This is a genomic window from Lysinibacillus sp. FSL M8-0134 (assembly GCF_038069745.1).
Taxonomy (GTDB): Bacteria; Bacillota; Bacilli; order Bacillales_A; family Planococcaceae; genus Lysinibacillus; species Lysinibacillus irui.
Genome location: NZ_JBBPAJ010000001.1, coordinates 557,436 through 574,045, shown reverse-complemented (window position 1 = coordinate 574,045; position 16,610 = coordinate 557,436). Strand labels below are relative to the sequence as shown.

7 protein-coding genes and 1 pseudogene are annotated in these 16,610 nt (G+C 37.4%); 4 read left to right on the top strand and 4 right to left on the bottom strand.

The features are described from left to right. Window positions 1-14 precede the first annotated feature (14 nt). From MKY49_RS02885 to MKY49_RS02875, 3 genes are all read right to left on the bottom strand, one after another. Window positions 15-2,507 carry an S-layer homology domain-containing protein gene (locus tag MKY49_RS02885; protein WP_341385569.1) on the bottom strand — a complete coding sequence of 831 codons (2,493 nt, stop codon included), beginning with the start codon at window positions 2,505-2,507 and terminating at the stop codon, window positions 15-17. A gap of 68 nt (window positions 2,508-2,575) precedes the next feature. Then, window positions 2,576-4,465, bottom strand: a complete 1,890-nt coding sequence (locus tag MKY49_RS02880; RefSeq protein WP_322611272.1) for a copper amine oxidase N-terminal domain-containing protein — start codon at window positions 4,463-4,465, stop codon at window positions 2,576-2,578. A gap of 1,034 nt (window positions 4,466-5,499) precedes the next feature. Next, on the bottom strand, window positions 5,500-5,721 hold the full coding sequence (locus MKY49_RS02875) for a hypothetical protein (protein ID WP_341385568.1): 222 nt from the start codon (window positions 5,719-5,721) through the stop codon (window positions 5,500-5,502). A gap of 324 nt (window positions 5,722-6,045) precedes the next feature. Here MKY49_RS02875 and MKY49_RS02870 point away from each other — a divergent pair. Then, window positions 6,046-7,392, top strand: a pseudogene (locus MKY49_RS02870) (IS3 family transposase). A gap of 421 nt (window positions 7,393-7,813) precedes the next feature. Here MKY49_RS02870 and MKY49_RS02865 read toward each other — a convergent pair. Continuing rightward, window positions 7,814-11,479 carry an S-layer homology domain-containing protein gene (locus MKY49_RS02865; protein WP_341385567.1) on the bottom strand — a complete coding sequence of 1,222 codons (3,666 nt, stop codon included), beginning with the start codon at window positions 11,477-11,479 and terminating at the stop codon, window positions 7,814-7,816. A 630-nt stretch (window positions 11,480-12,109) separates the two neighbouring features. Between MKY49_RS02865 and MKY49_RS02860 the strand changes: the two genes are divergently transcribed. From MKY49_RS02860 to MKY49_RS02850, 3 genes are all read left to right on the top strand, one after another. Continuing rightward, a complete protein-coding gene (locus tag MKY49_RS02860) occupies window positions 12,110-13,960 on the top strand; it encodes an S-layer homology domain-containing protein (protein WP_341385566.1) in 1,851 nt (616 codons plus the stop codon). Between the two features lie 351 nt (window positions 13,961-14,311). After that, window positions 14,312-15,052: a WecB/TagA/CpsF family glycosyltransferase gene (locus tag MKY49_RS02855; RefSeq protein WP_322604775.1), complete on the top strand. Its 741-nt coding sequence runs from the start codon at window positions 14,312-14,314 to the stop codon at window positions 15,050-15,052. Beyond that, window positions 15,049-16,605, top strand: coding sequence for a putative polysaccharide biosynthesis protein (locus tag MKY49_RS02850; RefSeq protein ID WP_341385565.1), 1,557 nt, complete (start codon window positions 15,049-15,051; stop codon window positions 16,603-16,605). The genes MKY49_RS02855 and MKY49_RS02850 overlap by 4 nt, the downstream gene beginning before the upstream one ends. The last annotated feature ends 5 nt before the right edge of the window (window positions 16,606-16,610 follow it).

The following is a 16,610-nucleotide window of genomic DNA, read 5'->3' as shown; positions in this document are numbered from 1 at the left end:
AGGATTCTTCATGTTTATTTTAATGACAAGCACCTATTTAAGAAGCTTGCGAATTGAGCACGCGTAATTTGTGCATCTGGTCTAAACGTATTATCAGGGAAACCTCCAGTTAAATCATTCGCCACAAGCGCTTGGATATTGCTGTACGCCCAGTGTGTTGGTTTAATATCTGTGAAGTTTACCTTGCTTGTTCCCGTTAATTTGTACGCTCTTGTTAAAATCGCTGCCATTTCTGCACGTGAAAGCTGTCCGTTTGGATTGAACTTCCCTGCTTCTTGCCCTTTAATAATGCCAGCCTGCTCGACTGCTGCAATGGCACTGTAGGCATAATGGCTTTTACTTACATCTTTAAAGCTTGAATCCTTCGTCGTTGAGAGATTTAAAGCTCTAGCAATGATTGTAGCTGCCTCTGCACGTGTAATAGATGCTTCTGGCTTAAATGTTCCGTTTGAGTACCCTTTAATAAGGGATTTATCGTATAGGCTTTGGATTTCTGAAAATGCCCAATGCCCTTTTGTTACATCTGTATAAACTAATTCCTCGTGATTGTCTTTATAGACAGCCTGTAATTGATCGAAGTATAGCTTACCTTTCTTTTGAAGAGAAGCTGTTGGTTGAGCAACATATAAACGTTCAAATTTTAATGGCTGTGCTAGATCACTTGGAATATCCGCTGTCACGTATTTCCAGCCGCTCCAGTCTAAACCGCCCTGGCTTGTGAAATCAATCGTATGCTTAGCTCCAGCGCCATCAATCACAACACCTCTTAGCCAATGCTTACCTGCATCACCAAATACCCAGACCCCAATGTTTTTAGGCTGCCCTGAAATAGCAATTGGTGCTTTAGCAACCATATAGGCAGCTTTTGTGCCTGTGCCGGCTGTTGTGAAATCATAGTTTAACTGTAAACTAGCCGCTCCTTGTCTCGCATACTCTTTAGAGCTTGCTAAGGAAGCATTGGCTTTCGCCACTTCTGTTGTCCAAGATGACGTATTATCGAAGCTATCTAGTACAATAGGTTTTTCTGCTAAGTCTACTACTTTCACAGGTGTGGACGTACGAATCCCTTCATACTCTCCAATAATTTTCCCTTCACCTTTTTGTGTAGCGGTAAAGGTAGAACCGTCCATCTTGCCGATATTTCCTTCAACTGTCCAGTTCATATTCGCTGGGTTAATCGTCATTGGATTCAAGTATTGATCATAGGCACTAGCAACCTGCATCTCTACAGAAGAACCTTTCATTACTTGACCAACATTACTTAATGTAATCGATTTTGCTTTGCCTGGTGGCGCGGTATTAACAACCTGTAAAATGGCTGATACACGACGTTCACTACCCTCAGATGGTCTGTTCACTAGATTGGCGAAATAACCTCCTGGATTACGCACCACCATCGCTGTAGAGCCGCCTCCATCTAAGTTAATAGCTGAAGATGCACCCATTGAAATTAAATGAGATGCTAAATCTGATAAATTAACACCATTACTATGACCGCTAATGCGACCATCAATTGTCACAAGAGATACCTTTGTACCTGTTGCATCCACTGCTACTGCCGTACGTGGGCTTCGTGTTGAAGCAAAGCCAGAATTCGTTGGCATTGAAATATCAACCTTGCCGTTACGCACAAGCATTGGACCAGCAGCTAAAATGAATTGTGCATCCATCCATTTTGGATCAATCGATAAACTAACATCCACACTAGTACCTGCTGTGATCTTGCTTAATTCAGTAGCTAATTCTTTATTTTGAACTGAAATAACAAAGCCATCTGCTGGTATAGATGAATTACCTTCAACCCCATAAGTTGTTACATGTGACACTGTGCCTGAGAATTGATCGCCAAAATGCAAGACGCTTGTATCTTGGCTAGCACCTGATACCACAAGTTCTACACCCCATGTATTCGAACCGGTAGATCTTTTTTCAGGTGTATATAAAACGTTTTTATTTGTTCCTCGTTCACTATTAATGAGATCAATAGGATAGCTTTTGCCATTCACTTGGAAAGAAAGATTTGTAGAATAATAGTCTGCAATAGCTTTCCCTGATTTAGATAAACCAAATGCAACTGGCTTTTGTGTTGGACTATCATACGTATCTCCTAAAATACCATAGTTCACAATTTCATTATTTTCCGCTAACAAGTTCGCAGGCATACCATTGCCTAAAAAGTAAGAAGCATTGACTGCACCAACAACACGATGACCATCATATGTATTTTGCTTCGCCATCGCTGATGTTGTTTTTAATGAATTAATAGGATTTGGCATACCAATTTCTAGTTTCGTATATGTATTATTTAAATTGACATCTAAAACATTTACAAACTGACGTAAAGAACTTGAAGTATAGCTTTGCTGTATATGTGTTACTTGTGGTGAAACTTCTTTTTTCACTTCACTGGCTTTATTGCCTAAACCAGCAGCTTGCCCATTGATGGGGCTAACTGCCAGCATAAGCATGAAAAGGACGACAACCATTGTTACTAATTTTCTTGCCATTTTTTCACTCCGAATATTTTCAAAGTATGGCACGATCTCATGTCACATGACCCGTGCCAGTGACTTTTTTATTTTGTTTCTACATAGATAGCAACTGGAAGATTAACCCCACCAGCATGCATCAGTTCTAATTCAATCGTATCTTTTGAACCTTTCATTTTGAAATCTGGTAATTCAACATACTCTGTCCCTACTCTTAATGAAGGCACTAAATACACCGTGCCATTTACTTTAATAGCACCACTGTATAAGCCGCCTCGACCAGCTAGTTTCAGCTTAATCGTTTTTGTAGAGCCTGTTGGATTGACTACAGGGATGGAAACCTTGTAGTTCATACCGAAATGACCTGGATTTCCTACCGACCCATTAATTTGGGATAGTGAATTTTCAGCCGTTTGTAAATTGTCAGTACGACCGTTAGAAATGTTATAGCCTACCTCAGGAGAATCTACTGTATAGGCTGGTAGTTCTGCTAGAATCGTAGCGCTTGGCCATGCACCTCTTGGATGTTTAGCATACTCATCAATAGCTACCTGCTCAGATTGGATAGTCGTTAAATCACTATTATCCTTTGTAAGCACTGTACGAATCGTATACTCTGGTTTGCCACCATTGACTGCTTGAATATCTAAATCATGTAAGAAGCCAATGATATAATCATAGTGTAAATCATATGTTTCAATGACCTTTGTTTCTCCTGGCGCAATAACAATACCACTGCTCTCCGATTTTTGAAGCTTGTTATTTAACACAGCATCCGCAATCGTCAAGCCTAGGTCATGACCTACCCAGCTATTACCTGTTTTTTGGCTAATGCCTCTCGAGTCAGTCACTTTAATGCTCTCTGTCGTAGACTTGTTTTGAACCGTAATACCGAGATTGACATCCGTACCTAACGTGTTGTAATGCCAGCCAAAGACACGATGCTTATTCGTTGCGGCTGTTGGTTTCACATCATATTGTGCAAGCGTTGCATTATTAAGTGGCACGAGCTTACGTGTTAGCGTTTCTGGATTATCACTAATAAATAAATCACGATCCCCTTCTAAACGAGCAGAAGGAACAACATCTGGTGATGACGTAGAGCCATATGATTTTTCAAGGAAAGGACTTGTGAACATATATCGATAAACGTAAATATACATTTCTTTTTTATCCGTGATATAGCGTAAATTTCCGCCTAATGCATCGACAAGAAACTTAGCAGGAACATACATTTTGCCTTTTTGTACAAATGGCTTTTCGATCATTGTCACGGCTTCATTGTTAATCAAAGCTTGATTGCTATTATCATTGAAAATAAAGCTCATACCACCGACTAACAATTCAAAGGAACCATCCGGTTGCCATGTTCCCGATGAATCATCTAAATAATCATAAATATAGCTAGCAGGTAAGTATGTTCTTCCATCCTTCGTAACAATCGGATCTTTCATCACAATACGCTTGTTATTGATATGTAAGATATATGGGTCTTCCTGCGGTGGTGCTGTTGTTTCATCGGATAATGTAATATCTACTGATTGGGTAGCCTCATCCCAATTAACAATACCATCAAAGTTTTCACTGACGAAACGTAATGGCATGTAAGTGCGGTCCTTATACATAAATGGCGCAACATCCATCGCAACCTCTTGTCCATCTACTAAAGCCTTCATCGAATCAATCGTTAAATCGACTGTTTTACCATTACGAATAGCCGATGCCGTCAACGTTTCCTTATCCCAATCCACGCTTGCACCAACCGCTTCATATAATGCACGCATTGGTAATAGTAAAAAATCCGACTTATTTAAAATAGGATCATACACATGAATCGTTTCTCCATTAATCGTAATAGAAACGTTGTTTTTTATTTGAATTCCATTATTACTAGTAGCTGCAGACGCTTGTCCAGGCAAAATCGTAGCCAAAGCAACTGCCGATACAATACAGGTAGTTCTTAGTTTCTTAAACATACTAATCTCCTTTTTTTCACATTCAATAGTCTTTATCATCTTAACATGAAAAACCCCTAAAATGTGGGATTTTTATCGAAAAGAGTAGAATACGGTACTAGAGTGCTAACCTCCCTCCTTCAAAAGCTTCATTTAAAACTAAAGGTATTCCAAAATACTATGAACATTTACTATTAAACTCTTTAATCCTTGATAAAGAAAACTGGCTTTTTATCGGATTCAAATCCATTTATGTATAAATAGTATTTGAGGAGTAATTTGAATAATTGAATGCAACAGTGCACACGTTAAAGCTATTTTCTTAATTAGACTTTTTATATTTAAAAAAGTTACATTACTTCTGGATAATCACAGAAGTAATTGAAGAATATTAAAATCACAGCCTACATGGCATCACTAGGTTGAACGATACTCTTTCTACCTCTTCATTTTTATTCGCCCTTTTTTTAGATTATTTACAAAAAGATACGATAACCATATCTTTTTGCTTAACACCTAATCTATTACGACTGTACCACTTGCCACTAGTACGATTTTTAATATTTCTACTTAAATTCCAATCTCTCTTCCTTTCAAAAAACAAGTTATTACATCAAGACAACTAGAGACAGTTATATAATAATGTCGTCAATTTTTAGGCATACAAAAATAGCACATGCTATGTATTGCATGCACTTCTCATCTTCTATGCTATTTAACATTTACTAATGCCGTCAGTTTTCCATTAGAAATGTCGTGAGTTCAACTAAATCCAGCTATTTCCCTAATAGCAATTTTTCTAAATAGGCAATATAATGATGGATTATACTGGTGGTTTTACATCTTGTATTCGATTGAACAAGTAAAGTATTTCATCTGCTTCTATAGTTACTTATTCTACATTCTCAAATGATTCTTGTGGTTCAGATAGAAATTTTCCGTAATAGCCGATGGATTTCTTTTCTCTGTAGAAGGTATCACCATTCACCTGTATTTGTACATATTATCTAACGCACTCATCACTACCTCAAAAACATTGGGAATCACTTCACCATTTAGTAACACACCACATACGGTGATAATTCAATTTCATCACGGGACACAGATAAATACAAATAATAATTACCCTCTGCATCGGTATAATTTACTGAAGTTATCACTATAGGTTTCGGTAAAGGTGCTAGTATTTCTGTCGAAATTAGTGTTTCATCAATTTTTTCTTTCTCAAACTGTAGAGACTCATAACCTACTTCGTCTATTGCGATTGTCTTTCCCATTAATTTTACTTATACCTTCTATAAATCGTTGTAATGATTCCATCTTTTAAACCTCCAATCACTTACATATGATCCAATTCTTTTATATCCCAATCAAATGATCCAAGACATCATTATCAAAGACTTCAACCGATTTTATAAGTTTTTTTAAGTTTCATAATGTTTTTCCTATAGAAGGAATAAAGGATTAAATTTCTATATGAATAATATATTAACTGTTTGAAGTGTGTGTTATTACAGTTATTCAAAAGGACAACTACTGACCAATATTGAACTGCACCCCAATTGTTAGACACATACAACAATTGGAGGTGCAGTTTTTCTATGGCTAAATATTCTTACGAATTAAAATTACAGGCAGTACTTGCCTATTTAGACGGTAAAGAATCAATGCGAGCAATTGCCAAGCGTTTCAATATAAGCAAAACACCTTTATTAAATTGGATAGCTCTATACAAAGAAAATGGCGTACAAGGATTAATTCCAAACTATACAAACTATGATATTCAATTTAAAATGGACGTACTAAATTATATGATCGAATTTGGGGCGTCTCTTACACAGACAGCAGCAGTCTATAATATTCCTTCCCCTTCTACCATACATCAATGGCAAAGGCAGGTTGACTTTTCTGGTGTTGACGCCCTCCTTCCGAAGAAAAAGGGGCGTCCATCCATGAAAAAAGAATTAAACAAACAACCAAAACAAGCACCAATAGAAGGCTCTACTGAAGCACTTCAAGCACGTATTAAACAGCTTGAAATGGAAAACGAGTATTTAAAAAAATTGAACGCCTTAGTTCAAAACAAGGAAAAATCACTACGAAAGACAAAGTAAAAATCATTTGTGAATTAAGGCATAAATATTTAGTAAAGGCACTTGTGGCGTTAGCAGACATTCCAAGAAGTACATTCTATGACATCTCAAAGAAAATAGATTTACCAGATTCAGATGCCGATCTAAAAAACGAAATAAAGGCGATTTTTGTAGAACACGACGGTCGTTATGGCTACCGTCGTATTCGTGATGAACTAGCGAATCGCGGGCAAAAAGTGAATCATAAGAAGGTTCAACGTATTATGAAAGAGTTAGGTTTAAAGTGTATTGTACGCATGAAAAAATATAAATCATATAAAGGTACAGTCGGTAAAATTTCGCCAAATATTTTAGATCGAAACTTTACATCGGAAGCACCCAATGAGAAATGGGTAATGGATATTACAGAGTTTAAATTGTTTGGCGAAAAACTTTATTTATCACCTGTTTTAGATTTATTTAATGGTGAAATCATTACCTAATTGGCTTTAGACCAACGTACTCTCTTGTTTCAGAAATGTTAGAGAAGGCCTTAGAACATCTACCTGAGGACCACCAGCTACTGATGCATTCAGATCAAGGGTGGCATTATCAAATGAAGCAATATCGTCAAACCCTTCAATCAAGAGATATCGTGCAAAGCATGTCTCGTAAAGGAAACTGTTACGACAACTCGGTGATGGAGAATTTCTTTGGGAATATGAAATCAGAATTCCTTTATCTAAAAGAATTTGAAAGTGTCATTTTAAAAAAGAATTAGAAAAATATATTGATTATTACAATAACAAACGGATGAAGGCAAAATTAAAAATGAGTCCGGTACAATACCGAACTCATTTTACTCAAGCTGCCTAATGAACTAACCGTGTCTAACTTTTAGGGGTCACTTCATATATGTAGTCTTTAGTTTTCAAACAATTTTAGTATTCTTTCTTAACTTAAAATAGACTTTACCTTCTTGGGTAAATAAAACTGAGAAAATATTTTTATATCTGAGACGATAATTTATGGCTAAACTTTCTTCATAGAAAAAAATAATATGGGAAGTTTAGCATTCTAATATTGTCTAAGTTTCTTTTATTATTTTAATATGTAGCATCAAAATATTATTTATCTCGATTTAGCGGAAGGCTACTATGTATTGATTCACTATAAAAATAAAAATTTAAAGAAAAACCCTGCAAGAGATAAGATTACATCTCTTGCAGAGTTCATTAATACTAATACTACCAAACAATCAGAGAATAGTTTCTGATGTATGAGAATTATTACTCTATTATTGTAATGATAATGTTGGAGCAGCAGCACCTGTAGCAGCTTTATCTACTAAAGTGATAACGCCAGCTGCAGCAGTTGCAGTTGCAAAACGAGCTTCTGTACCATTATTGATTGCAGCAGTAATTGCATTAGCTAAGTTAGTAGCTGTAACATCTGCGCTAGAACCAATTAGGAAGTCAGTACCTGCGATATAAACTTTACCGTTTAATACAACTTTATCACCAGATACTAAGTTAGTGTTAAATTTAAATTCATAGTTACCAACTTGAGCTGTAACAGCTGTTACACCACCTGTTAGTGATACAGTTACTGGAGTAGCAACTTCTGCAAATGTAGGTACATCACTTGCACTATCAAGTTCTACATTAGCAATAGTTACATCACCATGAGTTGCTGGAGTAGCTAATGCGATTGCACCATTTACATCAGTAACTGTGTTCTTAGTATCATCGACACCTAATTTAACCGTAATTTGACGAGTTGAACCATCATATTCTGCAGCTGGTGCAGTTGCTTTTCCATCTTGTTCAAATTTAACTGTTAAACCATTATAAGCAGATTGTTTAATTTCAGAATTTTTAACTAAAACTTTAATTGATTTAGTACCTACTGCTACTGAACCTTTAGCATCTACTTGAGAAACTGCTTTAAGGTTTTCAGCATTAGTTTTCAAAGCAGTAATTTTGTTAACAAATGTTTGTGTAATTTTCACTGCAGTTGTATCTGCATTAGTTGTGCCATCAACAAAAGTAATTTTGTCAAGACCATTCACAGCAACTGTTGTAGTATCAACTACAGGAGCAGCAGCGCCTGTTGCAGCTGTAAGAACAACTTTATTACCTGATACAGATTCAACAGCTGTCACAGCGCCAGCTGCTACAGTTACAAAGTCACCGATAACAACTGAAGAAGCTTCAACATTTTTGTCAAATGTTAACGTTACTTTTGTACCATCTTCAGATAGAACAGCAGATGTAATTTTTCCAGCTGAAGTAACTGCATCTTTAATTGATTCAATTTCTAAAGTATAAGTACCATCTGAATTTTTAACAGAAGTGACTTTCACTTCTTTTTTAGCAGCTAAAGCATCAGACACTAATTTTTCGAAGTGAGCTTCAGAAATCACAACACCCGTTTCATTTTTGAACGTAGAAGTAGAGTAAGTGATTGCATCAAAACCAGCAAATGTTAATTTGTTGTTAACTGTATCGATAGTTGCAACATTACCAGTGTATACATCTGGTACTTGAGTTCCTTTAGTGAACGCGATTGAAGCAGATTGGTTTGGTAAGCTTACTTGAGAAGCTGAAGCTTCAACAGAAACATTAGATGCAACGTTTGTTGAATTAACGTTAAGTGTTGCTTTACCTTTTACTGTGTTAATTTTTACAGTTTCAGTTGTACCAGCTTTAACTGTTTTTGTAATACCATTACCAGAAACAGTAACGTCTGCGAATTGAGCAGTTACTTGATAAGATACTTCGTATACTCCAGTACCAGCATAGTAGTCAAATCCATTTTGATCAACTGATTGATACTCGAAGTATGCAGTTTGAGAAGATGGTAATGTTTTAACTTCTTTGCCATCTGCATTTTTAACTTTTAAAGTTGCGTTTGCAATTACAGCGTCTACGAAGTAAGTAGTTTCGCCTACAGTTTGTAAGTCAGCTTTATCTAAACCTACTTCTTTACCGTTTTCTAGGTAAACTGTTGGAGCAGCAAATGCATCACGTGCACCGATTAATTTGAATTTAGCTTCACCTTTAGAACCTGTAACTTCAATTTCAAAACGAGTGTTTTTGTTTGCAACAGCAGTTGTTTTACCATCTGCACTTACAATTTTCACTTCTTTATCAGTGCTGTAACTTCCATCAGCAAATGTTACATAAGCTTTTGTACCAGCTGGTGCAACTTTACCGTCTTTATCAGTTACTGTTACAGTGTATTCACGTCCACCTTCACCAGTACCTTTGTTTTGAGCGTTAGTTAAGTTAATAGCAGCAGCATTTTGAACACCTTCAGCTTTAACAGTTAAACCTAGAGTATGGTTAAGAGCAAATTTAACTGTTGGAGCAGCAGCTTGTAATGCTGTATCTGTATATTTACCAACTAGGTTTTTTGACTCGTCAACGAATACGATTGGAGTAACTGAAGCATTAGAACCAGTTAGAGTGAATGTAGCTTCACCATTGCTGTTCACTTTAACACGAACAACATTTACACCACCAGTTGTAACTTGTGATGGGTATTTAGCATTAGTTGATACGCCAGTATCGATAACTTCTACATCACGAACTAATTTGTCTGGAGCTACATCAACGTTTTCTTTGAAAGCAACGTTTACATAGTTGTAATCAACTGTGTTTGATGTACCAACATATTGAGTGTTGTATTTATCAGTTTTAATTTTGTAAACTTTTTTAGCACCGTTTGCTAAATCGTTTCCAGTTGTTGCTTCAGTAATAGTTAAGCCTTCAGCCCAGTATACTTTAGCAGATGCATATACTGAAGATTTTTCAGAAGCATAAGCAGTTACTTGGTCGTTGTATTTGTAGTAACGAGTGTAAGAGTAAGAAGCAATACCTTCTTCGTTAGTGTAAGCTACAACTTCGATTTTTTGGTTTAATTGGTTGTTTGTATCAGCTGCAATGTTGAATGTTACAGGGATACCAGCTTTAGATTGACCTTCTGGAACTGTAACTTGTGCAGATACAGTTGCTTCTTTACCAATTGTACCTTGTACAGATGGAGTTACCATTTTGATTGCTGTTGGAATTACAGCAGCAATACCTTTGAATTTGCCGATTTCTTCGTCTTTATAAGAAAGAACGTATTCTTTATCAGCAGTTTGAGTAGCAGTAGTTAAAACAACAACTTTTTTGTTTGTTTGTTTAATAGCTGCATTTTTAACTTCTAAACCATCGATTTTGAAGTTACCAGCAGTTACGTTATCAGTATCAACTTCTTCATCGAAAGTTACTTCAACAGTTGTGCTGTTGATAGCTTTGATTGAAGCGTCAACTGGAGTTTCAGCGTCAACTAGATCAAGAGTACGAGCGAATACTACTGCGAAGTCTTGACGAGTGATTGCTGCGTTTGGTTTTAAGTTTAATTTACCGTTTTCTTCAGAACCAGTGAAGATTCCGTTAGCTACAGCTGTTTCTAGAGCAGATTTAGCCCAAGGTTTAACTTGAGAAGCGTCAGCGAATTGGCCTAGGCTTTCGCTACCTTCTAAACCGAAAGCATCTACAAGAACTTTAGCAGCTTCAGAACGAGTTAAAGATTTGTTTGGTGCGAATTCAGTTGCACTTACACCTTCAAAGATACCGTTAGCTACAACAGCAGCGATTGAGTTGTAGTACCAAGCGCCAGCTTTAACGTCTTTGAAGTTTACTTCGCCGTCAGCTTCTAATTCTAGAGCTTTCGTGAAGATTTCTGCAGCTTGTGCACGAGTTACAGTGTTAAGTGGGTTGAAGTTCCCGTTAGTATCACCTTGGATTACGCCTTGGTCAACTAAAGATTGAACTGCTTCTTTAGCGTATCCAGAGATTTTGTTATAGTCGTTTACTTGCGCAGCTGATGCTACAGGTACGATTGCTGATGCAACTAATGCAGCTGTTGCTGATGCCGCGAAGAACTTACGGCCTTTGTTTTGCTTTGCCATTAATGTATTCCTCCCTAAAATTCCTTAAATTGATATTAATCCAACGAAAACTATAGTACCGCCTAGTTACCTAAATGTATGTATTATAGCTTTCTTGAATAATACAAAACTAAAGCAAATTGGTTAGTAAATTTACTAGAAAAAGCGTAGTAGAATACCATTCTAGTAAGTTTATTCACTTTCTACAATAATATAACACTATCTTTTCCGAAATTCAAGCATTGGGACATAAATTTAGTTATAGAAGATTTTTTTACCATACCTATTATGGTATTTAATAGATACCAATATCATTCCAACTAATTATCCCCTCAATTGTATTGGTAACATATAGTTCCGTTACCTATTATACCTTACTCTCAATAATAACCAAGCATTTTCTGGAATGGTTACTAAATTGTCAAAAATTAAAGACTCCCGTAATAATTTAGTTATAATTGTAAAGAAACAGAAATATAAAAGACGTTTTTTAGCGAATTGTGCCTTCCCTTCTTCTTCTTTATGAGTTTCTTCTATTATTTATGCGATCAAACTATCTGTCCTTATGTTGTAATGATAGATTTCCTTTTTTTATGCTACACTTTTAATAGTTTGATAGAACATCATCAGCTATTGAAGGGAGCTTAAAAAATGAAACGTAAATTTCCTCTATACGGGGCAGTGCTTGCAGGTATGTTATATCTTGCACCTACTTCCGCTTCAGCAGAAGATATTTCTAAGCACTGGGCCTACAATGAAATGAACTACCTAATTACCAACGATTTAATGAAGGGCGATGAATTCGGCAATTATCGTCCGAATGATGCTGTGACTCGAGCTGAATTTGCCGCTTTTCTAGTTCGAACACTCAACTTACCAGCGGCTTCTAGTCAAGGAACCTTCTCAGATGTGAAGAAAGGTGACTGGTATTACGGGGTCATCGAGCAAGCAAGCTATCACGGTCTGATTAAAGGTGATGAGCAGGGCAAATTTAACCCGAACGCTCATATTAATCGTCAGGAAATGGCGGCTATGTTAAAAAGAGCTCTCACTTATCAAAACATCACCACATCTTCCTCCCCTATTACGTTTAGTGATAATGCTCGTATTGCCAAATGGGCCTATGCAGATGTACAAGCCGTCGTAACAACAGGACTACTTGTCGGGAAGCCTAATAATCAATTCGCACCTCTTGCCCAAACAACTCGTGCAGAGGCAGCTACTGTGCTCTATCGTTTAATCCATCTAGAAGCACCTGAAACGGGTGGTAAGCAGTACACTACGACGAACTACTCACACGATTATTCAACAGTTGTAAGTAAGCAGGCAAAGAATAATCCAAAGGTCGATGGTGCTGGCATTTTCACGGCTAGCGAGGCACTAGTGTCATACTATGTACACCCAAAAAGTTTTATGCAGGATAGCCCATCATATTATCAATTTTTAAAATTATCTACTGTAGTGAACAACCTGAATGCAAAGGAATTGAATGATAAGGTACTTGCGAATAAAGGAAGCTTAGCGGGGACAGCTGAAGCCTTTATTCAGGCAGGTGTTGATAACAACATCAATGCCATTTATTTGGTATCCCATGCCCTTCATGAAACAGCGAATGGTGGCTCTACTCTAATCAAAGGCGTTGAGGTTGGTTTAGATACAAATGGTAAACCGATGATGGTGACAGCTGAAAACCGTGATAAATTAACGGAAATCAAGAAAACATATAATGCTTACGGTATTGGCGCTATTGATGCTGATGCGAATAAATATGGTGCTGAGCGTGCCTATACAAATGGCTGGTTTACTGTTGAAGATGCCATTATTGGTGGTGCACAATTTGTAAAGGATCAGTATATTAGTAAGGGCCAGGATACGCTCTATAAAATGCGATGGAATCCAGATAATCCAACAGTCCATCAGTATGCAACACATGTAATGTGGGCAGTGATTCAGGCGAAGAAAATTTATGATATCTACGAATTAATTGGAGCTCATACGACTACCAATTTAGTGTTTGATGTGCCAGCTTATCAAAGTCAGTCTTCTGCCCCATCCTTACCGAGCCCTTCGAAGCAATATGCGCTAGATCCAGGCTTAGCTGGGGCTACTGGAAAGGCAACGATCAATCTTAATATGAGAACGTACCCGACTACGACGGATAATGCTTCAATTATTACGAATTTGCCGAAGGATACATCATTCAAAGTACTTGGCGAAAATGGTGGTTGGTTGAAAGTAAATGTTAACGGCCAAGAGGGCTGGGTCTTTGATGATTATGTAAGCCTTGAAAATGGTCTACAAATTGTCAACATGACTATTACCCTCAATGTTAGAAGTGAGCCATCTACTACAAGTACAATTTTAGGGACAGTTAAACCGAATGGCTTTATTATCGGTGCTGTCGATGATAAGGGTGAATTCATTAAAAAGGATGCCTGGTATCAGGTGATCTACAACGGAAAAACAGGCTGGGTGCATGGCGATTATATTGTAAAAAAATAATTCGATTGTGAAGAGTGCGATATGGTTTCGCACTCTTTTTAGGCTATTTTTTCGTTCAACGTTTTTACCACTATATAATAGAAGAAACTCGAAATTTTAGGGAATGGATATCAAATTTTTCTCCTAAAATTTAGTGGGAATTTAGGCATATCTTGATAACGAAATTTTATTTTAAGCACTAGGTTCTTTCCCTCTATGACTATTGACATTCTTTTCGCCTTCCATTCATTTGTCCTTGATATACCCCCATTCATCACCGTTAAACCCTTCACGAAAATTTCCTGTCAATATTGCTTTTATGGTATGATAGATTGCAGTGAAAAAGGAATTACAGAAAGGTTTGAACACTATATGAGGCATGTAACGATTATGGGCGTACCCTTTTTACATATTGGTCAGCAAGGGTTTGTAGATTTACTCGTTAATCGTATTGAACAGCAAGAAAAAACTTTCGTTGTGACAGCCAATCCAGAAGTTGTCATGCAGGCAAATGAGAACCCTACTGTGATGAGTTATTTACAGCAGGCAACTTATATTTGTGCGGATGGCATCGGTGTCGTGAAAGCTGCACAACTATTAGGTGATTCACTTCCTGAGCGTGTAACAGGCTATGATACGATGGTACGACTGCTGGAAGTTGGTCAGCAAAAGCGTTTTAAAATTTATTTATTAGGTGCACAAAAAGAAACAATTGAAAAGACCGTTGCCAATATTAATAAAGACTATCCAAATGTGGATGTTGTTGGCTATCATGATGGCTACTTTGATTGGAATAACAATGATTTTGCCAATGAAATTGCTACACTACAGCCTGATCTTGTGTTTGTAGCGTTAGGTGTACCAAGACAGGAAAAATGGATTACTGAAAATCTTGAGAAGTTTTCAAAGGGCGTATTTATTGGCGTAGGCGGTTCCTTTGATGTTATTGCAGGTACTGTTAAGCGTGCGCCCGTTATTTGGCAAAAGCTTAACCTTGAATGGCTCTATCGACTGCTGCGCCAGCCAAGCCGCTTTGGTAGAATGCTTGTGCTTCCTCGCTTTGCTTTAAAGGTTTTCGCATTAAAGCTTAAAGGTCAGGGCAAAACAAAATGAGTCAGTCAACATTTGTTAAAAGTACACTCATCTTAACCATTGCAACATTACTTTCGAAAGTAATCGGCAGTATTTTCCGTATACCCCTTCAAAATATCGCGGGTGATGAAGTACTTGGTATTTTCAGTCTTGTCTATCCTGTCTATATGGTGGCACTGTATCTATCCGTTGCGGGTATCCCAATTGCTATTTCTAAGCTGATTGCGGAAGCTAGAACGAGTCAAGATACTGCCAAAATTAAGAAAATATACGTGACGGCAAGAATCCTTGCACTATCCTTTGGCGTCATTAGTTTTACAATCATTTATAGCTTTTCAGAGCCAATAGCGAATGCACTTGGCGGTCCTTCAACAGAGATTGCATTAATCATTGTTGCCCTGACATTACTTGTTGCTCCCTATATGGCTGTCTATCGAGGATTTTTCCAAGGCTTCGGAGATATGCGACCTACTGCCATCTCTCAGGTGATTGAGCAGTTAGTACGGGTTGCGTTAATTTTAATTGTTGCGTATTTCCTAGTTGCGATGGATTATTCAAATGACATTGTCGCAGGTGGCATTATGGCCGGCTCTGTTCTTGGTGCACTCGGTTCACTTTTCTATTTACTCTTTAAATATTTCCGTTCTTCGGTAAAAGTGACGAGCAAGGAGAAATATTCAGGTAAGGATTTCTCCACATATAGTAAAACGATTTTAAAAATTTCGATTCCGATTGCGATTGGTTCTGTCACAATGGCACTCTTTAACTTTGTTGATTCGTTTACGGTCACATATGGATTGAGAAATGCTGGAGCAGATGCGAGTGAAATTAGCTACCTGTACGGGATTTATGGACGAGGACTGACATTAGTTCAAATTACGACTGTTTTTGCTTCTTCCATTATCTTGCCATTGGTGCCACTTATTACAACAAAGCTTGCAGAGCGTAAATTGGATGAAACTCGTGGCATTATTGAACAAACACATCGTATGACACATCTTATTTCATGGCCAGCTGCGATCGGTCTGCTAGCCTTAACCTTGCCTTTAAATCTAGCACTTTTCAAAGACTTAGAGGGAAGCTTAATGTTAGCGATCATTAACCTAAGCTCTGTCTTTACTTCCCTGACATTGCTAGGAACGGGTATTTTACAGGGAATGAATGCTGCCAAGGCAGGCGCCCTCATTATTTTGAGCGGTGTTGTGCTGAAGATATTTTCTAACATCTTCTTTATTCAAGCATTCGGCTTAGATGGCGCTGCCTATGCAACTTTGCTTGTGTATTTTGTGTTATTTATTGTGAATTCTGGCTTTATTTATCGTACGATTCGCTTCACTGTCCTTGGAAAAAATACGGTGAAAATGATTGTGGCTTCGATCGTTATGGGGGCAGCAGTTGGATTACCAACACTTTGGCTTGATTTTACACAGTGGTCAAGAATGGCGGCAATGGGTTATTTAACAGTTGCCATTATCGTTGGAGGAGTTCTTTACTTCCTGCTACTATGGCTAATGAAAGCTATTCATAAACAAGATTTAAAGAAAATCCCTGTTATCGGAAAAAGATTTTCATAAATAAG